Here is a 26,531-nt window from a genome sequence, read left to right on the forward strand (position 1 = left end):
AACTATAGCCGGGCTCGAACCCGGCTTTTTTATAACAACACAACACCAAAATACACAAAATCATTCGAGTTGCATCAAGGCGGCAAGCGAGCGAGTCCCCGGGAGCGTACATAAGTACGTGACTGGGGTGAGAGAGCGCAGCCAACGCAGAGGCAGCTTGAAGGATGAAGTGTAGAAATCGCAAGGAATACACCATGCTCGCCATACTCACCCGGCTGTTCCCGCTATGGGCGCTGCTACTCTCTGTTATTGCCTACTTCACGCCCTCCACCTTCACGCCTATCGGGCCGCTGGTGCCGTCGCTGCTGATGCTGATTATGTTCGGTATGGGCGTACATCTTAAGATTGACGATTTTAAGCGCGTGCTCTCACGCCCGGCTCCGGTCGCCGCAGGGATTTTCCTGCACTATCTGGTGATGCCGCTCGCCGCCTGGCTGTTGGCGATGGCTTTCCATATGCCGCCGGAGCTTTCCGCCGGGATGGTCTTAGTCGGCAGCGTAGCCAGCGGCACGGCGTCTAACGTGATGATCTATTTGGCGAAAGGCGATGTTGCGCTTTCTGTCACCATATCCTCGGTGTCCACGTTGGTCGGCGTCGTTGCGACACCGCTCCTCACCCGTTTGTACGTGGATGCGCATATCCAGGTGGATGTGATGGGGATGCTGCTCAGCATTCTGCAAATTGTGGTCATCCCGATTGCGCTGGGTCTGGTGATTCATCACCTGTTCCCGCGCGTGGTCAAGGCGGTTGAACCTTATCTGCCCGCGTTCTCGATGGTATGTATTCTGGCGATCATCAGCGCGGTGGTCGCAGGCTCGGCTTCACATATTGCTTCGGTCGGCTTTGTGGTGATTATTGCGGTGATTTTGCATAACACCATTGGTCTGCTGGGCGGTTATTGGGGCGGGAAACTGTTTGGCTTTGACGAGTCGACCTGCCGCACGCTGGCGATTGAAGTGGGGATGCAAAACTCGGGGCTGGCAGCCGCGCTGGGTAAAATCTACTTTGGGCCGCTGGCAGCACTGCCCGGAGCGCTGTTCTCCGTCTGGCATAACCTATCTGGCTCGCTGCTGGCGGGGTATTGGTCAGGAAAGCCGATTGTAGAAAAACGGCGTGGAGACGTGAAAGAAAGTTGATCGTTTAGCTCGGACGAGGTGCGCTAGCACTGTCTCCGGGAATGGCTCGGTGCAAATCCCGGCGGCGCGCAGCGAAGCCGGGCTACATAAAATGTAGGCCCGATAAGCGTAGCGCCATCGGGCAAAATGACGCACATTGCCGGATGGCGGCGTAAACGCCTTATCCGGCCTACAAAGATATGTCTCTTTGCCGTACACTGGGTTAACCATCCGATAGAGGGCACCCCTATGGCACTCCCCCGCATTACGCAAAAAGAGATGACCGAGCGCGAACAGCGCGAACTGAAAACGCTGCTCGACCGCGCGCGCATTGCGCATGGCCGCCTGCTCACCAATGCAGAAACCAACAGCGTGAAAAAGGAGTACATCGATAAGCTGATGGTAGAACGCGAAGCCGAAGCGAAAAAAGCCCGCCAGTTGAAGAAAAAGCAGGCTTATAAACCGGATACCGAAAGTTCATTCTCGTGGTCGGCGAGCACGCCGACGCGCGGCAGACGTTAACGCCCTTTCTTTTTACGCCCCGGTGAGACGAAACGTTTACCGTTAGCCGCCGGGCGCGCAGGTTTTTCGCTGGTTTTTTCCATCTTCACCACCGGGCGTTTAATGCCTGTGGTCTTCGGCTTAGCCTTCGCTTTTGGCTTCACATCCGATGATGAATTCTCAATCAGCTTGAAGAGATCGATAAGCTCGTCGTCCGTCAGGTCACGCCACTCGCCCAGCGGAATACCCGTCAGGCTAACGTTCATAATACGCGTACGTTCAAGTTTCGTGACTTCAAAACCGAAGTGTTCGCACATGCGGCGAATCTGGCGGTTCAAGCCCTGCACAAGGGTGATACGGAAGACGAACGGCGCTTCTTTCTTCACCTTGCACTTCTTCGTCACCGTCCCCAGGATCGGCACGCCTGCGCCCATTCCACGGATAAAGTCATCGGTCACCGGCTTATCAACCGTCACCAGATACTCTTTTTCATGGTCGTTACCGGCGCGCAGGATTTTGTTCACCAAGTCGCCGTGATTGGTGAGGAAAATCAGACCCTGAGAGTCTTTATCCAAACGGCCAATCGGGAAGATGCGTTTGCTGTGGTTAACGAAATCAACGATGTTGTCGCGTTCGCCATCTTCGGTGGTGCTGACAATGCCGACAGGTTTGTTTAGCGCAATCAGCACTAAGTCATCCGCTTCCCGCGGCTCAATCAACTGACCGTTAACCTTAACAACGTCGCCCGGCATTACCTGGTCGCCAATCGTGGCGCGTTTGCCATTGAGGAACACGTTGCCTTGTTCGATGTAACGATCCGCCTCGCGGCGTGAGCAAATCCCGCTTTCGCTGATGTATTTATTTAATCGGGTTGATGAGTCTGGCAGCATAAAATCTCCTGTAAAAGCGAAATATACCTCACCTTGGCGCTGAGGAAAAAGAGTCCGCCAAAAATCATTGCCAATATCCCACCTTCTTTGCACAAACGTGCAAAATCATCTGTAAATGGCATAAGTAAAATGGTCTTGAACTCGCCGTATGATGGCGATATACCAGATCAAGTATCTCATTTTATGTTTTGCACATATGTGCAGGAGCCTGCTGCCACAATGGAAAACAGTGACGACATTCGTCTGATGGTGAAAATTGCCCAGCTTTATTATGAGCAGCAGATGACTCAGGCGCAGATCGCGCAAAAGCTGGGTATTTACCGCACAACCATCAGCCGCTTATTAAAACGCGGCCGCGAACTGGGTGTTGTGAGCATCGCAATTAACTACGACTACAACGATAGCCTGTGGCTGGAGCAGCAGCTCAAGTTGAAATTCGGGCTTAAAGAAGCCGTTGTGGCTCCGCAAGACAGTGAGGTCGGACTCTACGGCGCGCAGTGGGTTGAACGACTGGTGTCGCCGGGCATGATCATCGGTTTTGGCTGGGGGCGCGGGGTTAATGCCCTGGTCGAACAGCTTTCGCCATCAAGCCAGCCTCATCAGCTGGTGTGCGTTCCGGTCGTCGGTGGGCCTGCGGGTAAGCTCCCCAGCCGCTATCACGTCAACACGCTCACCTACCACGCCGCCAGCCGCCTGAAGGCAGAGTCCCATCTGGCTGACTTTCCAGCGCTGCTGGATAACGCCATGATCCGCAACGGCATCATGCAATCGCAGCATTTCAAAACCATCGAGCAATACTGGCAACAGCTGGATATTGCGCTGGTGGGAATTGGCTCGCCCGCCATTCGTCATGCGGCAAACTGGCAGGCTTTTTATGGTAATGAACAAAGCGACGAATTGGTTGCTCGCCACGTCGCGGGCGATATCTGTTCACGTTTTTTTGATAGTGCGGGCGCCCCCGTCCACACCGCCATGCAGGAAAAAACGCTGTCTATTGAGTTAACAACCTTACAGCAAGCCCCTTACGCCATCGGGATCGCTTATGGCGAGGAAAAATATAGCGCGCTGCTTGGGGCGCTACGCGGCAAGTACATCAACGGCCTGATTACTGACCGGGCCACCGCCGAATATTTAGTGCAGTAAAACATCCACGAGGACACCTTCATGATTAACCGCGATACTCAACTGTGCATGTCGCTTGCCGGACGCCCCGGCAACTTCGGTACCCGTTTTCATAATTATCTGTATGAAAAACTAGGGCTGAATTTCATCTACAAAGCATTCACTACCCAGGATATTGAAGCGGCGGTTAAAGGCGTGCGCGCTCTTGGTATCCGTGGCTGCGCGGTCTCGATGCCGTTTAAAGAGAGCTGTATGGTGTTCCTCGATGCCATCGACCCGTCAGCCAAAGTCATTGATTCAGTGAACACTATTGTGAACGATGACGGTAAATTAACCGGGTTTAATACCGATTACATCGCTGTAAAAAACCTGATTTCCAGCCACCAGCTTGATAGCGGAGCACGGGTGATGATTCGCGGCAGCGGCGGGATGGGAAAAGCAGTGATTGCCGCCTTCCGCGATGCCGGTTTTGACGATGTGATTATCGCTGCTCGCAATGAAGCCAACGGTACGGCGCTGGCGCAGCAGTACGGGTTCAAGTGGCAGGCACTACCGGAAGCTACCGATATCGATATTCTGGTCAACGTCACGCCGGTCGGTATGGCAGGTGGTAAAGAGAGCGAGGAACTCGCTTACAGTGAAGCAATGGTCGAACGTGCCAGCGTGGTGTTTGACGTGGTGGCACTGCCGCCGGACACGCCGGTGATTAAGCTCGCCCAGCGTCTGGGGAAAAAGACGATTAGCGGCGCGGAGGTGATTGCTATCCAGGCGGTAGAACAGTTTGTGATGTACACCGGCGTACGGCCAGACAACGCGCTGGTAGCGGAAGCGGCAGCATTTGCCAGAGCGGGGTAACGAGGGATGGAAGAGCGCTGGATTCGGCGCTCTAATACCCATTGAGGATAAAGTCTACCGCATCCCGCAGAACGTTTTTATTCGTCTGTAAATCAGCAACCCGTTCTCCCAGCTCCTTTACAGGAATACCCGCCATCATATGCGCCATCACGACAAAAGGCTGCCCGCTAATCGTTACTACCGGACATACTTTAGCCGGGGGGATGCCTCCAGGTAGCTGCTTGAGCGCAACGACCGGGGCCACCAACACATGTTTTAAAACATTAGCAACCGGGTGCTGTAGATTGATTAAGTAGGGATAAGCATTTTTACCCTTCCCCCGATTTTCATACGCACAGTACTGCTCCATCAAAATGGCCTTTGAAAATCACTGAACGAGCCGTTTTCATCAACCCATTGATTAACGGAATCAATCGCTTTTTCATTGTCTCGCAACCAAACACCCCGTTGGTTTTCTCGAAATTTTTCCTGCAAGGCCTCGGTTAATATCGCAGACAAATTCATTTTCAACCTACGAGCTTCTTCGAGAACTTCAGGTGCCAAAGAGACATTCACGGACTTTTTTGCATTAGAAATAGTGCGCATGATAACCCCCACTGTAATGCGCATGGTTTGTCTAAGATTAACGTAATAATCGAGCATCTTCTATTCCTTATCGGATGAGTTTGATAAGACACTAAACGCTCAAGCCCCTCATGTCCTGGCACAAAAATCATTCCTGCGAGCAGCATTCCACAACATCGTGAACCCCGTCAGTGAGCCATTCAACGTAGAGTGATAACATCCTGCCCTGACTGATAAATTTTTCTATTAATGGGAGAAATGATGGAACTGCTTTTGCTGAGTAACTCGACGCTGCCGGGCAAAGCCTGGATGGAACACGCCATGCCGCTGATTGCCTCGCAGTTAAACGGTCGCCGTTCTGCGGTGTTTATTCCGTTTGCGGGCGTAACGCAGACTTGGAACGATTACACCGCCAAAACTGCCGCTGTGTTTGCGCCACTGGGCGTGACGGTAACCGGTATTCATAGCGTGGCCGATCCTATTTCCGCCATTGAGAACGCCGAGCTGGTGATTGTTGGCGGCGGTAACACCTTCCAGTTGCTCAAAGAGAGCCGTCAGCGCGGGCTGCTGGCGCCGATTGTCGACGTTGTTAAACGCGGCGCGCTGTACATCGGCTGGAGTGCAGGCGCAAACCTTGCCTGTCAGACCATCCGCACCACCAACGATATGCCGATTGTTGACCCTAAAGGCTTTGATGCGCTGGCGCTGTTCCCATTACAAATTAACCCACACTTCACCAATGCGCTGCCGGAAGGGCACAAAGGCGAAACTCGCGAGCAGCGGATTCGCGAGTTGCTGGTGGTGGCACCGGAGTTAACCGTGATTGGGCTACCGGAGGGGAACTGGATCCAGGTGGCGCAGGGGCATGCGACGTTAGGTGGGCCAAATACCACGTACGTGTTTAAAGCAGGTGAAGACGCGGTGGCGCTGGAGGCAGGGCATCGGTTCTGATATTGGGTTTGGTGCATCCCCGGGGTCGGTGTAAACGCCTCGCCCGGGCTACAAATGTGCTCGAGCGTAGGGTTGTTGCCGGATAAGGCGAAACCGCCATCCGGCAACAAGATCAGCTATTTCTCGCCCGCTAGTAATCGTCGCGGTTGTCGTCTTCGTCCGGTTGCTCAAGGACGCTGTAGGCCACTGAGCAGAACAGCGAGTTTAGACGCAGCATATCGCCCAACAGCGCCAGGTGCAGGGTACTGGTTTCAATACTCTGCACGTTCTGCTGGTGCAAACGATCTACGTGCGCGTGCGCATAGCGACGGTTCATGATACGGAAGCGATGCTTACTACGCCGCAGTCGGCGTGCGGTGGTAATGTCGCCGGAGAAGAAAACCGACATCGCCAGTTGCAGATTGCCCAGCAGCAACTCATGCAACGCATCCAACTCTTTCAAACCTTCAATCGAGAAAGCGCGCCGCGCCGCCAGCGATTTATCCGCAATTTCGCTGCCCATACGCTCAATAATATCTGACGCCTGCTCGAGGTTGAGCGACATCTCAATGATCTCCGCCCAGCGGCGAGACTCTTCTTCGGCCAGTTCGTCTTTCGGCATCCGCGCCAGATAGAGCTTAATGGCGGTATACAGCACGTTGATATCATCCGCCTGCTTACGCAGGTTTTTCTCTTCACGCGGCTCGCCGTTCATCACCTTTTTCAACCCTTCCAGCATCTGCTCGGTGGCATCACCAATACGCAGCGTTTCACGCGCGGCATTGGCCAGCGCAAGCGTAGGCGTATCCAGCGCGGTGACATCCAGATGTTTCGGTTTCAGGTGCGCATCCAGCTCAGGATCGTCACGGATCAACCGTTTACACAGCCGCGCCATTGGTTCGGCGAACGGCACCATCGCCACGCAGCGGATGAGGTTGTAGAAGACGTGGAAGTAGATAACCAGCTCGGCTTCAGGCAGCGGCAATTTTTGCAGCGTGGTCGCCAGTACGTGAACAAATGGCAGAATTATCAGGCTCCCCACCAGCTTAAACAGCAGGCTACCCAGCGCCACGCGGCGAGCGGAAGCGTTCGCTGCGCTGTTGTTGAGCATCGCCAGAAGTCCGGAGCCAAGGTTGGCACCAATGACCAGACATAGCGCCACCGGGAAAGAGATGACCCCGGCGGTAGTCAGCGTGGCGGTTAACAGCACCGCCGCCAGGCTTGAGTAACTGATAATCGCAAATACCGCACCAATCAGCGCATCCAGCAGGATATCGCCGGTCAACGAGGCAAAGATAACCTGCACACCGTTGGCCTGGGTGATGGGCGTGACCGCCTGCACAATCAGCTCCAGCGCCAGCAGAATCAGACCAAGGCCAATCCCGACGCGCCCAAGCTGTCCTTCGCGCGTCTGTTTACGGCCCAGGAAGAACGTCACACCGATAAAAATCAGCAGCGGTGACAGCCAGGAGAGATCGAACGTCAGGATACGCGCCATCAGTGCGGTACCGACGTCAGCGCCAAGCACAATCACCAGCGCGGGCGTCAAGGCAACCAGATCCTGGGCAACGAACGAGGTCACCAGCATGGTGGTGGCGTTACTACTTTGTACCAGCGCAGTCACGCCAATACCCGCACAGAAGGCGAGCGGTTTTTTCTCAACGCTTCGGCTGAGGACGGTACGCAAGCGTGCGCCAAAGACGCGCATCACGCCAGTACGAACAATGTGTGTGCCCCACACCAGCAGGGCGACAGCAGAAAGCAGGTGTAGCAGAGTTAACACGGAATCAGCTTCTCCTTATTGTTATGGGTTCCTGAGGCGTATATGCCTGATGGCGCTGCGCTTATCAGGCCTACAAATCATCCCTATGTAGGCTGGATAAGGCATTTATGCCGCCATCCGGCAATGGCCTTCTTTCAGTATAAGGGTTTACACACAATAAAGAGACAGGGTGCTCATTGAGCACCCTGATAGTTGTAAGGAAAGATGACAGTTTTGTGAATCAGTCGGCGTCGTAACCGAGGTTAGGGGCCAGCCAGCGTTCCACTTCCGCCACGCTCATCCCTTTACGCTGCGCGTAGTCCTCAACCTGATCGCGCTGAACCTGCGCCACGGCATAGTACTTGCTGTCCGGATGGCTGAAGTACCAGCCGGAGACCGACGCCCCAGGCCACATGGCGAAAGATTCGGTCAGCTTCATGCCGGTGTGCGTTTCGACATCCAGTAATTCCCAGATGGTGCCTTTTTCCGTGTGTTCCGGACAGGCCGGATAACCTGGTGCCGGGCGAATACCCTGGTAGTTTTCACGGATCAGCTCATCGTTGCTGAGATTTTCGTTCGGGGCATAACCCCAGTAGACTTTGCGTACCCGCTCGTGCAGATACTCGGCAAAAGCTTCAGCCAGACGGTCTGCAATCGCCTTCACCATGATTTTGTTGTAATCATCGTGCTGGGCTTCAAACGCGTCCGCCAGCGCATCTTCTTCCAGGCCACCGGTCACGGCAAACGCACCAATATAGTCCGCTTTACCCGAGTGTTTTGGCGCCACAAAGTCAGCCAGGCAGTAGTTAGCAAAGCCAACCTTCTCGGTCTGTTGACGCAGATGGCGCCCGACGTTCAGCACGTGGGTGCGCGTTTCATCACGGTAAATCTCCACGTCGTCACCGACACGGTTAGCGGGGAACAGCCCGACGACACCGCGCGGGTTGAGAGCTTTCTCGGCGCTTAGTTTATCCAGCAGATCGTTAGCATCTTTGAACAGGCGCTTGGCTTCTTCCCCCACCACTTCATCTTCGAGAATGCGCGGGTATTTACCGGCCAGTGACCAGGTCATAAAGAACGGCGTCCAGTCGATATAGTTACGCAGCGTTTCAATACTGGCTTCAACTTCCTGCACGCCCAGACGATGAGCAACCGGCGGCGTGTAGCTTTCCCAGTCAAACGCTAAATCGTTTTCGCGAGCGGCGGCCAAGGTTACCGGCGGGGTACGCGGTTTCTTACGCGCGTGCTGAATGCGTACGGTTTCATACTCTTTGCGCGTGCGGGCGACAAAATCGTCGTGCTGAGTATCCGACAGCAGCGCGGCAACCACGCCCACGGTACGCGAGGCGTTTTGCACGTAGACCGTCGGGCCACTGTAGTTTTGTTCGATTTTCACCGCCGTGTGCGCTTTTGAGGTGGTGGCACCACCAATCAGCAGCGGGATCGTGAAGCCCTGACGCTCCATCTCTTTTGCCACGTTGACCATTTCGTCCAGCGACGGGGTAATCAGCCCGGAAAGGCCAATCAGGTCGGCGTTCACTTCGCGGGCGGTTTTGAGGATTTTTTCCGCAGGTACCATCACGCCAAGGTCGATAATTTCGTAGTTGTTACATTGCAGCACCACGCCGACGATATTTTTGCCGATGTCGTGTACGTCGCCCTTCACGGTCGCAATCACCATTTTGCCGTTGCTGGAGCCTTTCTCTTTACTGGCTTCAATGTACGGCTCAAGGTAGGCCACCGCCTGCTTCATCACGCGGGCGGATTTCACCACCTGCGGCAGGAACATTTTGCCTTCGCCGAACAGATCGCCGACCACATTCATGCCGTCCATCAGCGGGCCTTCGATAACTAATATCGGGCGATCGGCTTGCTGGCGGGCTTCTTCGGTATCCAGTTCGATAAAGTCGGTGATGCCCTTCACTAAAGAGTATTCAAGGCGTTTTTTGACTTCCCAACTGCGCCATTCCGCCTGTTGCGCGTTGGCAGTGTCGTCGGTTTTGCTGCCGCGATATTTTTCCGCCAAATCCAGCAGACGCTCGGTGCCATCGTCACGGCGGTTGAGGATCACGTCTTCTACCGCATCACGCAGGTCAGCGGGCAGGTCATCGTAAATCGCCAGTTGCCCGGCGTTGACGATACCCATGTCCATCCCGTTGCGAATAGCGTAGTAGAGGAACACCGCGTGAATCGCTTCACGCACCGGGTCGTTACCGCGGAACGAGAACGAGACGTTGGAAACACCGCCGGAAATCAGCGCATGCGGCAGCTCGCGCTTGATATCTTCACAGGCACCGATAAAATCCTGCGCGTAGTTGTTGTGTTCTTCAATCCCGGTTGCCACGGCGAAAATATTCGGGTCGAAAATAATATCTTCCGGCGGGAAACCGACCTCTTCGGTCAGTATTTTGTACGCCCGGCGGCAAATCTCAATTTTACGGGCGCGTGTATCGGCCTGCCCCTGCTCGTCAAAGGCCATCACCACCATGGCAGCACCGTAGCGGCGCACTTTCTTCGCATGGTGGATAAACAGATCCACACCTTCTTTCATCGAGATGGAGTTAACAATCCCTTTGCCCTGAATACATTTGAGCCCTTTTTCGATGACTTCCCATTTGGAGGAGTCGATCATAATCGGCACGCGGGCAATATCCGGTTCCCCGGCAATCAGATTGAGGAAACGCACCATTGCCGCTTCGGCGTCGAGCATCCCCTCATCCATGTTGATATCGATAATCTGCGCGCCGCTTTCCACCTGCTGGCGGGCCACAGCCAGTGCTTCGTTATATTTTTCTTCTTTGATCAGGCGTTTAAATTTCGCCGAGCCGGTGACGTTAGTACGCTCGCCGACGTTCACGAACAGGCTATCGTCACCAATATTCAGCGGTTCCAGACCGGCCAAACGGCAGGCAACCGGCAAGTCAGGCAGCTTACGTGGCGGCAGACCTTCAACCGCACGGCTCATGGCGGCGATATGTTCCGGCGTGGTGCCGCAGCAGCCGCCAACAATATTCAGGAAGCCCGCCTGCGCCCATTCACCAATTTGCGCAGCCATGGTTTCGGCATCAAGGTCATATTCACCGAAGGCGTTCGGCAGACCGGCGTTCGGGTGTGCGGTGACGTAGCAATCGGCGATGCGCGAAAGCTCTTGTACGTACTGGCGTAGCTCGTCCGGGCCTAACGCGCAGTTGAGGCCAAAGGTCAGCGCATCGGCATGGCGCAGTGAGTTATAGAAGGCTTCCGTCGTCTGGCCGGAGAGTGTACGACCAGAGGCATCGGTGATGGTGCCGGAGATCATAATCGGCAGGTCGACGCCCAGCGCTTCGAACTCTTCTTTAACGGCAAAGATCGCGGCCTTGGCGTTCAGGGTATCGAAGACAGTTTCAATCAGGATCAGGTCGCTGCCGCCCTCCACCAGCGCTTTGGTGGACTCGCGGTAGGCGGCCACCAATTGATCGAAGGTGACGTTGCGGTATGCCGGGTCGTTAACGTCCGGGGAGATGGACGCGGTACGGTTGGTCGGGCCAAGCACGCCCGCGACGTAGCGCGGTTTGTTCGGTGTGCGTGCCGTCCACTCGTCTGCACTGGCACGTGCCAGTTTGGCCGCAGCAAAGTTGATTTCCGCCGACAGGGACTCCATTTGGTAATCCGCCATGGCGATGGTCGTGGAGTTGAAAGTGTTGGTTTCAATGATATCTGCGCCCGCTTCAAAGTAAGCGCTATGGATGGCAGAAATCACCTCCGGTTTGCTCAGCACCAGCAGGTCGTTATTGCCCTTCAGGTCGCAGGGCCAGTCAGCGAAACGTTCGCCACGGAAGTCCTGTTCGCTTAGACGATAGCCCTGGATCATGGTGCCCATGCCTCCGTCCAGAACCAAGATACGTTCATTTAACTGCTGACGTAATTGTTCAACTTTGCTGCTCACACTCGCTCCCGACAACGCTCAACGAAACCCAGAAAAAAGGCAATAAGGCATACTGGCATAAACCGAGGTGACGGAAAAGAAAACAACCGCCTACATGAGACAAGTTCAACATGACTCATCGGAGCAGTAAGATGAACGGTTGTATTATAATCAATAAAAACGAAAACAATTTCCACGATACAGAAAGGAGTTGCGATGGTAGCCAACGTTCCAGCTAAACGCGGCAGAAAGCCCGCCACTGCCGCCGCACCCGCGACGGGTCAGGTACAATCATTAACCCGTGGCCTGAAGCTGCTGGAATGGATTGCCGAATCTCACAATAGCGTTGCGCTCACCGAGCTGGCGCAGCAGGCCGGATTACCGAACTCCACCACCCACCGTTTACTGACCACCATGCAACAGTTGGGGTTTGTGCGCCAGGTGGGCGATTTGGGGCACTGGGCGGTTGGCGCGCATGCGTTTATCGTCGGCAGCAGCTTCCTGCAAAGCCGGAATCTGCTGGCCATTGTCCATCCGATTTTACGCACGCTGATGGAAGACTCCGGCGAGACGGTCAATCTGGCGGTACTCGACAAGAGCGATCATCAGGCGATTATTATCGACCAGGTTCAGTGTACGCAGCTAATGCGTATGTCGGCCCCCATTGGCGGCAAGCTGCCCATGCATGCATCCGGTGCGGGTAAAGCCTTTTTATCCCAACTGACTGAAGAAGAGGTCACAAGCCTGCTGCACCGTAAAGGGCTGCACGCTTACACTCATGCGACGCTCGTATCACCGCTGCATTTGAAGGACGACCTGGCCCAAACGCGCAAGCGTGGTTATTCGTTTGATGATGAGGAACATGCGCTCGGTCTGCGCTGCGTGGCGGCGTGTATTTACGATGAGCACCGCGAACCGTTTGCGGCCATTTCGATTTCCGGGCCGATTTCCCGCATTACCGATGACCGCGTGACCGAGTTTGGCGCGATGGTGATTAAAGCGGCGAAAGAGGTGACGCTGGCGTATGGCGGGATTCGTTAAACAAAATGCCCCAAAGGGGCATTTTCGGTAGGCCTGATAAGCGTAGAGCCATCAGGTAGATCGGCGCACATTGCCGGATGGCGGCGCAATCGCCTTATCCGGCCTACCCTCTGCTCCGTAGCGCACTTCGAAGCGCTGGCGGCGGCGATAAGCGAATACATCTTCTACGTGGCCATTTTTAATCCGTGTTTGTAGGCCGCGCCAGTAGTCGGCATTGAACAGATCAGCATGCATCTCTTCGAATAACGGCCCAATGCGCGGGTCGGCGCAGAGCCAATGACGAAACTCTTCTGGGAATACATCTCCCGGCGAGACGCTGTACCAGGGTTCACTTGCCAGCTCATCTTCCGGATAACGCGGCGGCGGAATATGGCGGAAGTTCACCTCCGTCATATAGCAAATTTCATCGTAATCGTAGAACACCACTCGCCCATGACGGGTGACGCCGAAGTTTTTAAACAGCATGTCGCCGGGGAAAATATTCGCCGCCGCCAGTTGGCGAATTGCATTGCCGTAATCTTCAATGGCATCGCGAAGTTGCTGGCCCTCGACCCGTTCCAGCCAGATATTGAGCGGTACCATTCGACGCTCAATATAGAGATGACTAATCGCGATTTTATCCCCCATATCGACGATTTTTTGTGGTGCTTCTTGCAGTAACAGCGCCATTAGCGCCGGATCAATTTGCCGTTTTTCCAACACGAAATTCTCAAATTCCTGGGTATCTGCCATACGTCCCACGCGATCATGCTCTTTGACTAACTGGTAGCAGGCGCGAACGTGAGCGGCAGACATCTCCTTTTGCGGGGCAAATTTGTCTTTGATGACTTTAAACACCCGGTCGAAGCCCGGCAGCGTGAATACCAGCATCACCATGCCGCGAATGCCCGGCGCTTCAATAAACGATTCGTTAGCGGTGGAGATATAGTTCAGATATTCACGGTAGCTTTCGGTTTTGGCGTGCTTCTGGCAGCCAATCGCCATGTACAGTTCAGCCGTAGTTTTGCCCGGCAGAATTTCACGCAGCCATTCAACCAGTGCTGCCGGCAGCGGTGCGTAAACCATAAAGTAGGAGCGGGCAAAGCTGAAGACGATACTCGCCTCTTCCGTGGTGGTGAGGCAGGTATCGACAAACAGCTCCCCTTCATCAGTACGATGCACAGGAATTAAAAACGGTAGCGTGCCGGTCGGCGTGATGAGTTTGCCAATAAGCCAGGCCGCTTTGTTGCGGTAAAACAGTTCGTTGGCAATCTGGAGATGTGATTGATGCAGCGTATCCACGTCCAGCGTTTCGCACAGATGCGCCATGATGTAACCCACATCGCGAAACTTGTTTTGCCACGGTAGACGCAGCGGCAGGTCGCTGAGCATTTTGAAAATGACCGCCTCCCAGCCGTTATCCGGGAAAAAGTCTTTGGCCAGTGGCCGAGGGATAGCGCGAAAGCGGCGCTCCGGCTGTGAGCTGAAAATAAACAACCGCTCAGGGCTAAGCGAGCGGTGGTCAAATAACCGGCAATAGACTGAGTTAAAAAAGCTCTCCGCAATCTCGAAGCGCGGGTAGTCCGGTAATAAACGCATGTAGTGCGCCTTCACCCGCAGTAAAAAATCGGCATCGGTGCTTTTGCCGTCGGTAATACAGCGCAACTGTTCAACCACCAACCCCACGTGGTGGTCGTACAGATGGATACGGCTTTTCATCGCCTGTTGCACCGCATGCCAATCGGCCTGCTCAAAACGCTGCTGCGCGCCGGAGGTCACCTCCAGAAATCGTCCATACTGGGCATCAAAGCCTTGCAGGATGGTTTGCGCTATCAGTAACTCCAGGCCTCGCGTCATTGCTTTCCCTCATCCAGCACACGGTCGTGCCGGATGGTGCGTTCGCTTATCCGGCCTACATACCTTTGTAGGCCCGGTAAGCGCAGCGCTACCGGGCATTAATCAGAACTGTGATTCTTCGGTTGAACCGGTCAGCGCCGTGACGGACGACGCGCCGCCCTGGATAATGGTGGTGACCTTATCGAAGTAACCGGTACCCACTTCCTGTTGGTGAGAAACAAAGGTGTAGCCGTCTTTCGCCGCGGCGAACTCTGGCTGCTGGACCTTCTCAACGTAATGCTTCATGCCCTCGCCCTGCGCGTAGGCATTTGCCAGGTCGAACATGTTGAACCACATGCTGTGAATGCCCGCCAGGGTGATGAACTGATATTTGTAGCCCATGTCAGACAGTTGCTGCTGGAAGCTGGCGATGGTTTTATCATCCAGCTTTTTCTGCCAGTTGAACGACGGTGAGCAGTTGTAGGCCAGCAGTTTGCCCGGGTATTTCGTATGAATCGCATCAGCAAAGCGTTTTGCCAGCTCCAGATCTGGTGTAGATGTTTCACACCAAACCAGATCAGCATACGGGGCATACGCCAGGCCGCGGCTAATGGCTTGCTCAATCCCTGCCTGGGTGCGGTAGAAGCCTTCGCTGGTGCGCTCACCGGTAATAAATCCGCTATCGTATGGATCGCAGTCGGAAGTGATTAAGTCTGCGGCGTCCGCATCGGTACGGGCAATCAGTAACGTTGGTACACCCATCACATCAGCGGCCAAACGCGCTGCGACCAGTTTCTGAATCGCTTCCTGAGTTGGCACCAGTACTTTGCCGCCCATATGACCGCACTTCTTCACCGACGCCAGTTGATCTTCGAAGTGTACCGCCGCTGCACCGGCTGCAATCATCGACTTCATCAGTTCAAAGGCGTTCAGCACGCCGCCGAAACCCGCTTCCGCATCGGCAACGATCGGCAGGAAGTAGTCCACATAACGTGGATCGTTCGGTTCAATCCCGTTTGCCCATTGGATCTGATCGGCACGACGGAAAGTATTGTTGATTCTATCCACCACCGCAGGTACCGAGTTCGCCGGATAGAGGGATTGGTCCGGGTACATGCTGGAGGCAAGGTTAGCATCCGCCGCAACTTGCCAGCCAGAGAGGTATACCGCTTCAATACCCGCTTTCGCCTGCTGCAACGCTTGGCCGCCGGTCAACGCGCCCAGACTGTTGACGTAGCCTTTTTTCGCATCACCATGCAGCAGTCGCCACATTCTGGCGGCACCCAGCTGCGCCAGCGTACATTCCGGATTGACCGAGCCGCGCAATTTCACCACTTCTTCCGCGCTGTACGGGCGGTTGATGCCTTCCCAACGAGTCTGTGTCCACTCTTTTTGTAATTCTTCGATTTGCTGAGTACGAGTTTTCATGTGCAGATGCTCCATATTGTTATGTGGTGAATTAAGCCAGCAGGCGGTAGCCCGGCAAGGTCAGGAAGTCGATCAGTTCGTCGGAGGTGGTAATTTGCTCCATCAGGCGCGCGGCATCATTGAAACGGCCACCGTTGAAACGCTCATCACCCAGTTCGTCTTTGATAACCAGCAGTTCTTCAGCCAGCATCTGGCGGAACAGCGGTTTGGTCACCGGCTTACCGTTGCTTAGCGTTTTCTGGTGGTGGATCCACTGCCAGATAGACGTTCGTGAAATTTCTGCGGTGGCCGCATCTTCCATCAGGCCATAAATTGGTACGCAGCCATTACCCGAGATCCACGCTTCGATGTACTGCACGGCGACGCGGATATTGGCGCGCATCCCCTCTTCGGTACGTTCACCGTTACACGGCGTAAGCAGTTCTTCAGCGGTAATAGGCGCATCATCAGCACGGGTGACGGACAGCTGGTTTGGCCGCTCACCCAACACCTCGTTAAACACCGCCATCGCGGTATCCGCCAGTCCCGGGTGAGCAACCCAGGTACCGTCGTGACCGTTGTTAGCTTCCAGTGACTTGTCCGCTTTCACCTTGTTCAGCACCTGCGCATTACGCTCAGCATCTTTGCTTGGGATAAACGCCGCCATGCCGCCCATCGCAAATGCGCCGCGCTTGTGGCAGGTTTTGATCAGCAGGCGTGAATAAGCGCTCAGGAACGCTTTATCCATTGTCACCACCTGACGATCGGGTAAGACACGGTCGGGATGGTTTTTCAACGTTTTGATATAGCTGAATATGTAGTCCCAGCGGCCGCAGTTCAGACCCACGATATGGTCACGTAGGGCGTGCAGAATTTCGTCCATCTGGAAGACGGCTGGCAGCGTTTCAATCAGCAACGTCGCCTTAATGGTGCCGCGTGGCAGGTCAAAACGGTCTTCGGCGTAGCAAAATACTTCACTCCACCAGGCAGCTTCCTGCCAGGCCTGCGTTTTCGGCAGGTAGAAATAGGGGCCGCTACCTTTTGTCAGCAGCGCTTTGTGGTTATGGAAGAAATAGAGCGCGAAATCAAACAGGCTGCCAGGGATCGCTTCACCACGCCAGGTGACGTGTTTTTCCGGCAGATGCAGACCACGGACGCGGCAGACAAGTACCGCCGGGTCAGGTTTCAACTGGTAAATTTTGCCTGCGTCATTGGTGTAGCTGATGGTGCCATTGACGGCATCACGCAGGTTGATTTGCCCTTCAATCACTTTGTTCCAGTCTGGGGCTAACGAGTCTTCAAAATCGGCCATAAACACTTTGACGTTGGCATTCATGGCGTTAATCACCATTTTGCGTTCAACCGGGCCGGTAATTTCTACACGGCGATCCTGCAAATCCGCCGGGATGCCACGCACTGTCCAATCACCATCACGAATGGAAGCGGTTTCCGAAATAAAATCAGGCAAAATTCCGTCATCAATACCCTGTTGCTGTTGAATGCGAGCGGCCAGCAGTTTATTGCGTTTTGGCGTAAATCGGGTCACCAGTTCGGTCAGAAACTCCACCGCTTCCGCGGTCAGAACCTGCTGTTCCTGCGTGCCTGAGGGCTTCAGAAAAGCCAGTTCATCGGTTGTTGTGGCCTGTTGTGTCATGGTGCTGCTCCTCGTTAATGATCCGAATAGTGTCCCCGTAAGATGGGCAAACGATCGTTGTCGCTTTTTCGCCCAACGTTTTTAAGCCTAATCAATAAAATTAAAAAATCAAAAACGATTTCCATTTTTAATTAAAAATAATTGTAATTTGTTGATTAATATAAGATTAAATATTGGCAATTAACTGGGGCGATTTTCGGAAACAAAAAAGGCACCCGAAGGTGCCTGATGAAGATGCTGAAACGCTTTAGGATCGCAGAGGGTAGTCGATCAATCCAATGTTGGGTTCATATTCCGCAGATCGTATGGCGTGATCTGATAGACATAATAGTTGAGCCAGTTGATAAACAGCAGGTTGCCATGACTTCTCCAACTGGCCTGCGGTTTATTTTGCGGGTCGTCTTTCGGGAAATAGTTATAGGGAACTTCCGGGCTTAAACCTGCATCGACATCACGGAAAAATTCGCTGGCTAGCGTGTCGGCATCATACTCTGGGTGACCGGTGACGAAGGCAATGCGCTTGTCTTTACTGGCAAACAGGTAAGCATCACCATTCGCCATTTCGGCTAAGATTTCGAGATCGGTATAGTCACGAATTAGTTTCGCCGGGAAATCGGCGTAACGTGAGTGTGGAGCGAGAAAAGCATCGTCAAAACCACGCGTCAGGAGTGCATGGGGCTCGAGTATGTGGTGTTCATAAACACCAGAGAGCTTGTCATCACGGGTCTGTTTCGGGATACCGTAGAGAATATTGAGTGCGGCTTGTACCGCCCAACAGACAAATAACGTTGAGGTGACATGATCTTTGGCCCACTCAAGTACCTGCTGGATTTGAGGCCAGTAGGCGACATCATTGAACTCAACCAATCCTAGCGGTGCGCCGGTGACGATTAACCCATCGAAATTTTCGTTGCGGATATCGTCAAAATTGCAGTAAAAGTTATTGAGGTGTTCCGCCGGCGTGTTGCGCGATTCGCGCGCATCGATACGCAGCAACTGGATATCCAGCTGTAGCGGAGAGTTTGACAGAAGACGCAGGAATTGATTTTCTGTCTCAATTTTCTTTGGCATCAGGTTAAGGATCAGCACCTTCAACGGACGAATTTCCTGACCTGTTGCACGCGATGCTGTCATAACAAAGACATTCTCATCACGCAAAAACTTGACGGCTGGTAGCTCGTCCTGCACCCGAATCGGCATAACCTTGTTACCTCACAGCATACGTATAAACGTTTAGACTTCCAGACAGCTAACGATACCCAGAATTAAGCGAAATGTCGAGTCTGCAAGTGGAAGGTGAGAAAGTTTCAATCAGCAAGGAGAGGGTAAAATGATTGGGCGGTTGAGTCTTCAGGAATGGGATTATGCGTTACGAGGGGGCTTCCCCGGAGTCGGCGTGAACGCCTCGTCCGGGCTTCCGGTGTTGTGCGGAATGTAGCCCGGGCGAACGCAGTGACCCCGGGATTTTATCCGCCTTTCATTTCGCACACACGCAAAAAAGCCCATCCGGCAGGATGGGCTTCTTCACTATTTGATGCCTGGCAGTTCCCTACTCTCGCATGGGGAGACCCCACACTACCATCGGCGCTACGGCGTTTCACTTCTGAGTTCGGCATGGGGTCAGGTGGGACCACCGCGCTAGTGCCGCCAGGCAAATTCTGTTTATCAACACGCATCTCTGCATGTCGATTTAATCTGTCTCAAGCTGAATATCGTGTCTCATCACCAACAAAACACCTTTGGCGTTGTAAGGTTAAGCCTCACGGTTCATTAGTACTGGTTAGCTCAACGTATCGCTACGCTTACACACCCAGCCTATCAACGTCGTAGTCTTCAACGTTCCTTCAGGACTCTCAAGGAGTCAGGGAGAACTCATCTCGGGGCAAGTTTCGTGCTTAGATGCTTTCAGCACTTATCTTTTCCGCATTTAGCTACCGGGCAATGCCATTGGCATGACAACCCGAACACCAGTGATGCGTCCACTCCGGTCCTCTCGTACTAGGAGCAGCCCCCCTCAATTCTCCAGCGCCCACGGCAGATAGGGACCGAACTGTCTCACGACGTTCTAAACCCAGCTCGCGTACCACTTTAAATGGCGAACAGCCATACCCTTGGGACCTACTTCAGCCCCAGGATGTGATGAGCCGACATCGAGGTGCCAAACACCGCCGTCGATATGAACTCTTGGGCGGTATCAGCCTGTTATCCCCGGAGTACCTTTTATCCGTTGAGCGATGGCCCTTCCATTCAGAACCACCGGATCACTATGACCTGCTTTCGCACCTGCTCGAGCCGTCACTCTCGCAGTCAAGCTAGCTTATGCCATTGCACTAACCTCCTGATGTCCGACCAGGATTAGCTAACCTTCGTGCTCCTCCGTTACTCTTTAGGAGGAGACCGCCCCAGTCAAACTACCCACCAGACACTGTCCGCAACCCGGGTAACGGGTCTACGTTAGAACACCAGCCATTAAAGGGTGGTATTTCAAGGTTGGCTCCATGCAGACTGGCGTCCACACTTCAAAGCCTCCCACCTATCCTACACATCAAGGACCAGTGTTCAGTGTCAAGCTATAGTAAAGGTTCACGGGGTCTTTCCGTCTTGCCGCGGGTACACTGCATCTTCACAGCGAGTTCAATTTCACTGAGTCTCGGGTGGAGACAGCCTGGCCATCATTACGCCATTCGTGCAGGTCGGAACTTACCCGACAAGGAATTTCGCTACCTTAGGACCGTTATAGTTACGGCCGCCGTTTACCGGGGCTTCGATCAAGAGCTTCGCCTTACAGCTAACCCCATCAATTAACCTTCCGGCACCGGGCAGGCGTCACACCGTATACGTCCACTTTCGTGTTTGCACAGTGCTGTGTTTTTAATAAACAGTTGCAGCCAGCTGGTATCTTCGACTGATTTCAGCTCCATGGGTAAACCACTTCACCTACATATCAGCGTGCCTTCTCCCGAAGTTACGGCACCATTTTGCCTAGTTCCTTCACCCGAGTTCTCTCAAGCGCCTTGGTATTCTCTACCTGACCACCTGTGTCGGTTTGGGGTACGATTTGATGTTACCTGATGCTTAGAGGCTTTTCCTGGAAGTGCGGCATTTGTTACTTCAGCACCGTAGTGCCTCGTCATCACACCTCAGCGTTAATAAGAGTCCGGATTTACCTAAACTCTCCGCCTACATGCTTAAACCGGGACAACCGTCGCCCGGCTAACATAGCCCTCTCCGTCCCCCCTTCGCAGTAACACCAAGTACAGGAATATTAACCTGTTTCCCATCGACTACGCCTTTCGGCCTCGCCTTAGGGGTCGACTCACCCTGCCCCGATTAACGTTGGACAGGAACCCTTGGTCTTCCGGCGTGCGGGTTTTTCACCCGCATTATCGTTACTTATGTCAGCATTCGCACTTCTGATACCTCCAGCACCCCTCACAGGACACCTTCAACGGCTTACAGAACGCTCCCCTACCCAACAACACATAGTGTCGCTGCCGCAGCTTCGGTGCACAGTTTAGCCCCGTTACATCTTCCGCGCAGGCCGACTCGACCAGTGAGCTATTACGCTTTCTTTAAATGATGGCTGCTTCTAAGCCAACATCCTGGCTGTCTGAGCCTTCCCACATCGTTTCCCACTTAACTGTGACTTTGGGACCTTAGCTGGCGGTCTGGGTTGTTTCCCTCTTCACGACGGACGTTAGCACCCGCCGTGTGTCTCCCGTGATAACATTCTTCGGTATTCGTAGTTTGCATCGGGTTGGTAAGTCGGGATGACCCCCTAGCCGAAACAGTGCTCTACCCCCGAAGATGAGTTCACGAGGCGCTACCTAAATAGCTTTCGGGGAGAACCAGCTATCTCCCGGTTTGATTGGCCTTTCACCCCCAGCCACAAGTCATCCGCTAATTTTTCAACATTAGTCGGTTCGGTCCTCCAGTTAGTGTTACCCAACCTTCAACCTGCCCATGGCTAGATCACCGGGTTTCGGGTCTATACCCTGCAACTTAACGCCCAGTTAAGACTCGGTTTCCCTTCGGCTCCCCTATTCGGTTAACCTTGCTACAGAATATAAGTCGCTGACCCATTATACAAAAGGTACGCAGTCACCCTGATAAATCAAGGCTCCCACTGCTTGTACGTACACGGTTTCAGGTTCTGTTTCACTCCCCTCGCCGGGGTTCTTTTCGCCTTTCCCTCACGGTACTGGTTCACTATCGGTCAGTCAGGAGTATTTAGCCTTGGAGGATGGTCCCCCCATATTCAGACAGGATACCACGTGTCCCGCCCTACTCTTCGAGTTCACAACACATGCATTTTTGTGTACGGGGCTATCACCCTGTATCGCCGGACTTTCCAGACCGTTCCACTAACACACATGCTGATTCAGACTCTGGGCTGCTCCCCGTTCGCTCGCCGCTACTAGGGGAATCTCGGTTGATTTCTTTTCCTCGGGGTACTTAGATGTTTCAGTTCCCCCGGTTCGCTTCATTACGCTATGTATTCACATAATGATAGTGTGTCGAAACACACTGGGTTTCCCCATTCGGAAATCGTCGGTTATAACGGTTCATATCACCTTACCGACGCTTATCGCAGATTAGCACGTCCTTCATCGCCTCTGACTGCCAGGGCATCCACCGTGTACGCTTAGTCGCTTAACCTCACAACCCGAAGATGTTTCGTAAAACATTCCGCAGTTGCGAAAATTTGAGAGACTCGAACACACCGCTTATCTGTTCTTATTACGGAGAACAGACACAGTGTGTCGTTTCAATTTTCAGCTTGATCCAGATTTTTAAAGAGCAAAACTTCGCAGTGAACCTTTTCAGGTACACTCTGAAGTTTTTTTTGTTTTGTTCGCAGTAAAAGGATGGTGGAGCTATGCGGGATCGAACCGCAGACCTCCTGCGTGCAAGGCAGGCGCTCTCCCAGCTGAGCTATAACCCCATCGTAACACTAATCTCTGGTACCGATAATTCATTCTGAGACAAGGCGTGGAAGGGCGAAGCATACTGAAGTATGCGAGTCGTTTCACAACGCAGTATCAGGATGAATTTGGTAGGCCTGAGTGGACTTGAACCACCGACCTCACCCTTATCAGGGGTGCGCTCTAACCACCTGAGCTACAAGCCTGCAGAGATTTTTACTGCTAATTTTCATCAGACAATCTGTGTGGACACTTCAAAGCACGTTTCTTTAAGGTAAGGAGGTGATCCAACCGCAGGTTCCCCTACGGTTACCTTGTTACGACTTCACCCCAGTCATGAATCACAAAGTGGTAAGCGCCCTCCCGAAGGTTAAGCTACCTACTTCTTTTGCAACCCACTCCCATGGTGTGACGGGCGGTGTGTACAAGGCCCGGGAACGTATTCACCGTAGCATTCTGATCTACGATTACTAGCGATTCCGACTTCACGGAGTCGAGTTGCAGACTCCGATCCGGACTACGACATACTTTATGAGGTCCGCTTGCTCTCGCGAGGTCGCTTCTCTTTGTATATGCCATTGTAGCACGTGTGTAGCCCTACTCGTAAGGGCCATGATGACTTGACGTCATCCCCACCTTCCTCCAGTTTATCACTGGCAGTCTCCTTTGAGTTCCCGGCCGAACCGCTGGCAACAAAGGATAAGGGTTGCGCTCGTTGCGGGACTTAACCCAACATTTCACAACACGAGCTGACGACAGCCATGCAGCACCTGTCTCAGAGTTCCCGAAGGCACTAAAGCATCTCTGCTAAATTCTCTGGATGTCAAGAGTAGGTAAGGTTCTTCGCGTTGCATCGAATTAAACCACATGCTCCACCGCTTGTGCGGGCCCCCGTCAATTCATTTGAGTTTTAACCTTGCGGCCGTACTCCCCAGGCGGTCGACTTAACGCGTTAGCTCCGGAAGCCACTCCTCAAGGGAACAACCTCCAAGTCGACATCGTTTACGGCGTGGACTACCAGGGTATCTAATCCTGTTTGCTCCCCACGCTTTCGCACCTGAGCGTCAGTCTTTGTCCAGGGGGCCGCCTTCGCCACCGGTATTCCTCCAGATCTCTACGCATTTCACCGCTACACCTGGAATTCTACCCCCCTCTACAAGACTCTAGCCTGCCAGTTTCGAATGCAGTTCCCAGGTTGAGCCCGGGGATTTCACATCCGACTTGACAGACCGCCTGCGTGCGCTTTACGCCCAGTAATTCCGATTAACGCTTGCACCCTCCGTATTACCGCGGCTGCTGGCACGGAGTTAGCCGGTGCTTCTTCTGCGAGTAACGTCAATCACTAAGGTTATTAACCTTAATGCCTTCCTCCTCGCTGAAAGTACTTTACAACCCGAAGGCCTTCTTCATACACGCGGCATGGCTGCATCAGGCTTGCGCCCATTGTGCAATATTCCCCACTGCTGCCTCCCGTAGGAGTCTGGACCGTGTCTCAGTTCCAGTGTGGCTGGTCATCCTCTCAGACCAGCTAGGGATCGTCGCCTAGGTGAGCCATTACCCCACCTACTAGCTAATCCCATCTGGGCACATCCGATGGTGTGAGGCCCGAAGGTCCCCCACTTTGGTCTTGCGACGTTATGCGGTATTAGCTACCGTTTCCAGTAGTTATCCCCCTCCATCGGGCAGTTTCCCAGACATTACTCACCCGTCCGCCACTCGTCACCCAAGAGCAAGCTCTCTGTGTTACCGTTCGACTTGCATGTGTTAGGCCTGCCGCCAGCGTTCAATCTGAGCCATGATCAAACTCTTCAATTTAAGTGTTTGATGCTCAATCAATTAAACTTCGTAATGAATTACGTATGTTCACTCGTTGAGACTTGGTATTCATTTAGCGTCTTGCGACGTTTAAGAATCCGTATCTTCGAGTGCCCACACAGATTGTCTGATAAATTGTTAAAGAGCAGTGCAACACGGCTTTCGCTCACTGTTGCGAGGTGGCGTATATTACGCTTTCCTCTTTCAGAGTCAACCGTTTATTTTCAGGTTTTTCTCTTCAACCGAACCGGCTAGTTAATGTGAAGTGATTCACGTTTGCCGTCTCAGTGGGGTCGCATTATAGGGAGTTTCTCTCACCCCGCAACCCTTAAATGACAGAAAAATGACTGACTGCTGCAATCCCCAGCAGAACCCCGCCTTATACCCATTTACACACAGAGTTATCCACATTCTTAATCATCATTACCTCTGATCCTTTCATTCTGTCCCTTATATAAAGGTGCAAAATCGGGGGTTCGGCGGAAAGAGAAAAATTCGCGAGCGTTGCGCAAACGTTTTCGTTACAATGCTGCGGCAAAACAATGATGCCCCGTAAGGGGCGTTAGCTGAGTTTTTACGCAAGAATTCACCTAACGCTCTCTGTAATAGTCAAATCCAGGGGATTTACCATGCAACAACGTCGTCCAGTCCGCCGCGCTCTGCTCAGTGTTTCTGACAAGGCCGGTATCATCGAGTTCGCCCAGGCACTTTCCGCACGTGGTGTGCAGTTGCTGTCTACAGGCGGTACCGCCCGTCTGTTAGCAGAGAAAGGTCTGCCGGTAACCGAAGTTTCCGATTACACCGGTTTCCCGGAAATGATGGATGGACGCGTGAAAACCCTGCATCCAAAAGTACACGGTGGCATTCTTGGCCGCCGCGGTCAGGACGACGCCATTATGGAACAGCATCACATCGAGCCTATCGATATGGTCGTCGTTAACCTTTACCCATTCGCCGAGACTGTTGCCCGTGAAGGCTGCTCGCTGGAAGATGCGGTAGAGAATATTGATATCGGCGGCCCAACCATGGTGCGCTCAGCGGCTAAGAACCACAAAGACGTCGCCATCGTAGTAAAGAGCAGTGACTACACCGCGATTATTAGCGAGATGGACGCTAACGACGGTTCGTTAACCCTCGACACCCGTTTCGACCTCGCCATTAAAGCTTTCGAACACACCGCCGCCTACGACAGCATGATTGCCAACTACTTCGGCAGCATGGTTCCGGCCTACCACGGTGAAAGCAAAGAAGCTGCGGGTCGCTTCCCGCGTACTCTTAACCTGAACTTCATTAAGAAGCAGGATATGCGCTACGGCGAAAACAGCCACCAGCAAGCTGCCTTCTATATAGAAGAGAATGTTCAAGAGGCTTCCGTTGCCACCGCAACGCAGGTGCAGGGCAAAGCGCTCTCTTATAACAACATCGCCGATACCGATGCCGCGCTAGAATGTGTGAAAGAGTTCAACGAACCGGCCTGCGTTATTGTTAAGCACGCTAACCCGTGCGGCGTCGCGGTAAGTACCTCTATTTTCGAAGCCTACGACCGCGCCTATAAAACCGACCCAACCTCCGCGTTCGGCGGCATCATCGCTTTCAACCGTGAGCTGGATGCTGAAACGGCGCAAGCTATTATCTCCCGCCAGTTTGTTGAAGTGATCATCGCGCCGTCTGCCACAGAAGAAGCACTGAAAATCACCGCCGCTAAACAGAACGTTCGCGTCCTGACCTGCGGTCAGTGGACAAGCCGCGTTGCCGGTCTGGACTTCAAACGCGTAAACGGTGGCCTGCTGGTTCAGGATCGTGATCTTGGTATGGTCACCGAAGGTGAACTGCGTGTGGTTTCCAAACGTCAGCCTACCGAACAAGAATTACGTGATGCGCTGTTCTGCTGGAAAGTGGCGAAATTCGTAAAATCTAACGCCATTGTTTACGCCAAAGAGAATATGACTATCGGGATAGGCGCAGGCCAGATGAGCCGCGTTTACTCTGCGAAAATCGCCGGGATTAAAGCCGCAGACGAAGGTCTGGAAGTGAAAGGTTCCGCCATGGCATCCGATGCCTTCTTCCCATTCCGCGATGGTATTGATGCCGCCGCGGCCGTCGGTGTGAGCTGTGTTATCCAGCCTGGCGGTTCTATTCGCGATGAAGAAGTGATTGCAGCCGCCGACGAACACGGCATCGCAATGATCTTCACCGACATGCGCCACTTCCGCCATTAATTTACGGAGCAG

Annotated in this window: 16 protein-coding genes, 2 tRNA genes and 3 rRNA genes; 7 read left to right on the forward strand and 14 right to left on the reverse strand. The window is 53.5% G+C overall.

Going from position 1 to position 26,531, the window contains the following annotated elements; all coding sequences use genetic code 11:
- Positions 1–194: 194 nt before the first annotated feature.
- Together panS and U0026_RS21240 are read left to right on the forward strand one after the other, a co-directional pair.
- Positions 195–1,136: a ketopantoate/pantoate/pantothenate transporter PanS gene (gene panS, locus U0026_RS21235; protein WP_062779377.1), complete on the forward strand. Its 942-nt coding sequence runs from the start codon at positions 195–197 to the stop codon at positions 1,134–1,136.
- Between the two features lie 228 nt (positions 1,137–1,364).
- Positions 1,365–1,637, forward strand: coding sequence for a YjbD family protein (locus U0026_RS21240; protein ID WP_062779375.1), 273 nt, complete (start codon positions 1,365–1,367; stop codon positions 1,635–1,637).
- Here the strand turns inward: U0026_RS21240 and rluF are convergent.
- Positions 1,634–2,506 carry a 23S rRNA pseudouridine(2604) synthase RluF gene (gene rluF / locus U0026_RS21245; protein ID WP_062779373.1) on the reverse strand — a complete coding sequence of 291 codons (873 nt, stop codon included), beginning with the start codon at positions 2,504–2,506 and terminating at the stop codon, positions 1,634–1,636. The two genes, U0026_RS21240 and rluF, sit on opposite strands and share 4 nt — an antisense overlap.
- A gap of 219 nt (positions 2,507–2,725) precedes the next feature.
- On the opposite strand from rluF, the gene U0026_RS21250 reads away from it, so the two are divergent.
- Both U0026_RS21250 and U0026_RS21255 read left to right on the forward strand, forming a co-directional pair.
- Complete coding sequence (locus tag U0026_RS21250; protein WP_062779372.1) at positions 2,726–3,649, forward strand: sugar-binding transcriptional regulator; 924 nt, start codon at positions 2,726–2,728, stop codon at positions 3,647–3,649.
- A 21-nt stretch (positions 3,650–3,670) separates the two neighbouring features.
- A complete protein-coding gene (locus U0026_RS21255) occupies positions 3,671–4,483 on the forward strand; it encodes a shikimate 5-dehydrogenase (protein ID WP_062779370.1) in 813 nt (270 codons plus the stop codon).
- 31 nt (positions 4,484–4,514) lie between these two features.
- Here U0026_RS21255 and U0026_RS21260 read toward each other — a convergent pair whose 3' ends face one another.
- A complete protein-coding gene (locus U0026_RS21260; RefSeq protein WP_062779368.1) occupies positions 4,515–4,832 on the reverse strand; it encodes a CcdB family protein in 318 nt (105 codons plus the stop codon).
- Positions 4,832–5,125, reverse strand: a complete 294-nt coding sequence (locus U0026_RS21265; RefSeq protein WP_062779367.1) for a type II toxin-antitoxin system CcdA family antitoxin — start codon at positions 5,123–5,125, stop codon at positions 4,832–4,834. The genes U0026_RS21260 and U0026_RS21265 overlap by 1 nt, the downstream gene beginning before the upstream one ends.
- Positions 5,126–5,308: 183 nt before the next feature.
- On the opposite strand from U0026_RS21265, the gene pepE reads away from it, so the two are divergent.
- Complete coding sequence (gene pepE / locus U0026_RS21270) at positions 5,309–5,998, forward strand: dipeptidase PepE (protein WP_062779365.1); 690 nt, start codon at positions 5,309–5,311, stop codon at positions 5,996–5,998.
- Between the two features lie 130 nt (positions 5,999–6,128).
- Here pepE and U0026_RS21275 read toward each other — a convergent pair whose 3' ends face one another.
- Both U0026_RS21275 and metH read right to left on the reverse strand, forming a co-directional pair.
- Entirely contained in the window at positions 6,129–7,760 is a 1,632-nt protein-coding gene (locus U0026_RS21275; RefSeq protein WP_062779363.1) for a Na/Pi cotransporter family protein, read from the reverse strand.
- A 220-nt stretch (positions 7,761–7,980) separates the two neighbouring features.
- Positions 7,981–11,664: a methionine synthase gene (metH, locus tag U0026_RS21280; RefSeq protein ID WP_062779361.1), complete on the reverse strand. Its 3,684-nt coding sequence runs from the start codon at positions 11,662–11,664 to the stop codon at positions 7,981–7,983.
- A gap of 195 nt (positions 11,665–11,859) precedes the next feature.
- On the opposite strand from metH, the gene iclR reads away from it, so the two are divergent.
- Positions 11,860–12,684, forward strand: coding sequence for a glyoxylate bypass operon transcriptional repressor IclR (gene iclR, locus U0026_RS21285; protein WP_062779359.1), 825 nt, complete (start codon positions 11,860–11,862; stop codon positions 12,682–12,684).
- 51 nt (positions 12,685–12,735) lie between these two features.
- Here iclR and aceK read toward each other — a convergent pair whose 3' ends face one another.
- From aceK to U0026_RS21330, 9 genes are all read right to left on the reverse strand, one after another.
- Positions 12,736–14,520, reverse strand: a complete 1,785-nt coding sequence (aceK, locus tag U0026_RS21290; protein ID WP_062779357.1) for a bifunctional isocitrate dehydrogenase kinase/phosphatase — start codon at positions 14,518–14,520, stop codon at positions 12,736–12,738.
- A 102-nt stretch (positions 14,521–14,622) separates the two neighbouring features.
- A complete protein-coding gene (aceA, locus tag U0026_RS21295; protein ID WP_062779355.1) occupies positions 14,623–15,927 on the reverse strand; it encodes an isocitrate lyase in 1,305 nt (434 codons plus the stop codon).
- 31 nt (positions 15,928–15,958) lie between these two features.
- Positions 15,959–17,560 (reverse strand): malate synthase A, encoded by a 1,602-nt coding sequence (aceB, locus tag U0026_RS21300; protein WP_062779353.1) that lies wholly within the window; start codon positions 17,558–17,560, stop codon positions 15,959–15,961.
- Between the two features lie 270 nt (positions 17,561–17,830).
- Positions 17,831–18,760 carry a homoserine O-acetyltransferase MetA gene (gene metA, locus U0026_RS21305; protein WP_062779350.1) on the reverse strand — a complete coding sequence of 310 codons (930 nt, stop codon included), beginning with the start codon at positions 18,758–18,760 and terminating at the stop codon, positions 17,831–17,833.
- 336 nt (positions 18,761–19,096) lie between these two features.
- Positions 19,097–19,212, reverse strand: a 5S ribosomal RNA gene (gene rrf, locus U0026_RS21310).
- A gap of 97 nt (positions 19,213–19,309) precedes the next feature.
- Positions 19,310–22,219 (reverse strand): 23S ribosomal RNA (locus tag U0026_RS21315).
- A gap of 210 nt (positions 22,220–22,429) precedes the next feature.
- Positions 22,430–22,505, reverse strand: a tRNA-Ala gene (locus tag U0026_RS21320).
- 109 nt (positions 22,506–22,614) lie between these two features.
- Positions 22,615–22,691, reverse strand: a tRNA-Ile gene (locus U0026_RS21325).
- A 69-nt stretch (positions 22,692–22,760) separates the two neighbouring features.
- A 16S ribosomal RNA gene (locus U0026_RS21330) occupies positions 22,761–24,300 on the reverse strand.
- Together the 16S, 23S and 5S rRNA genes with 2 tRNA genes alongside form the textbook arrangement of a ribosomal RNA operon.
- A 629-nt stretch (positions 24,301–24,929) precedes the next feature.
- On the opposite strand from U0026_RS21330, the gene purH reads away from it, so the two are divergent.
- Positions 24,930–26,519, forward strand: a complete 1,590-nt coding sequence (purH, locus tag U0026_RS21335; protein ID WP_062779841.1) for a bifunctional phosphoribosylaminoimidazolecarboxamide formyltransferase/IMP cyclohydrolase — start codon at positions 24,930–24,932, stop codon at positions 26,517–26,519.
- Positions 26,520–26,531: the final 12 nt, after the last annotated feature.

The organism is Kluyvera intermedia (genome assembly GCF_034424175.1).
In the GTDB taxonomy this organism is placed as follows: domain Bacteria; phylum Pseudomonadota; class Gammaproteobacteria; order Enterobacterales; family Enterobacteriaceae; genus Kluyvera; species Kluyvera intermedia.

Excerpts from the sequence above, each read along its gene's own strand:
- aceB (WP_062779353.1), bottom strand. The coding sequence starts at position 17,560 with ATGACACAACAGGCCACAACAACCGATGAACTGGCTTTTCTGAAGCCC.
- U0026_RS21240 (WP_062779375.1), top strand. The coding sequence starts at position 1,365 with ATGGCACTCCCCCGCATTACGCAAAAAGAGATGACCGAGCGCGAACAG.
- U0026_RS21260 (WP_062779368.1), bottom strand. The coding sequence starts at position 4,832 with ATGGAGCAGTACTGTGCGTATGAAAATCGGGGGAAGGGTAAAAATGCT.
- purH (WP_062779841.1), top strand. The coding sequence starts at position 24,930 with ATGCAACAACGTCGTCCAGTCCGCCGCGCTCTGCTCAGTGTTTCTGAC.
- iclR (WP_062779359.1), top strand. The coding sequence starts at position 11,860 with ATGGTAGCCAACGTTCCAGCTAAACGCGGCAGAAAGCCCGCCACTGCC.
- metA (WP_062779350.1), bottom strand. The coding sequence starts at position 18,760 with ATGCCGATTCGGGTGCAGGACGAGCTACCAGCCGTCAAGTTTTTGCGT.
- panS (WP_062779377.1), top strand. The coding sequence starts at position 195 with ATGCTCGCCATACTCACCCGGCTGTTCCCGCTATGGGCGCTGCTACTC.
- aceA (WP_062779355.1), bottom strand. The coding sequence starts at position 15,927 with ATGAAAACTCGTACTCAGCAAATCGAAGAATTACAAAAAGAGTGGACA.
- aceK (WP_062779357.1), bottom strand. The coding sequence starts at position 14,520 with ATGACGCGAGGCCTGGAGTTACTGATAGCGCAAACCATCCTGCAAGGC.
- rluF (WP_062779373.1), bottom strand. The coding sequence starts at position 2,506 with ATGCTGCCAGACTCATCAACCCGATTAAATAAATACATCAGCGAAAGC.
- pepE (WP_062779365.1), top strand. The coding sequence starts at position 5,309 with ATGGAACTGCTTTTGCTGAGTAACTCGACGCTGCCGGGCAAAGCCTGG.
- U0026_RS21255 (WP_062779370.1), top strand. The coding sequence starts at position 3,671 with ATGATTAACCGCGATACTCAACTGTGCATGTCGCTTGCCGGACGCCCC.
- U0026_RS21250 (WP_062779372.1), top strand. The coding sequence starts at position 2,726 with ATGGAAAACAGTGACGACATTCGTCTGATGGTGAAAATTGCCCAGCTT.
- U0026_RS21265 (WP_062779367.1), bottom strand. The coding sequence starts at position 5,125 with ATGCTCGATTATTACGTTAATCTTAGACAAACCATGCGCATTACAGTG.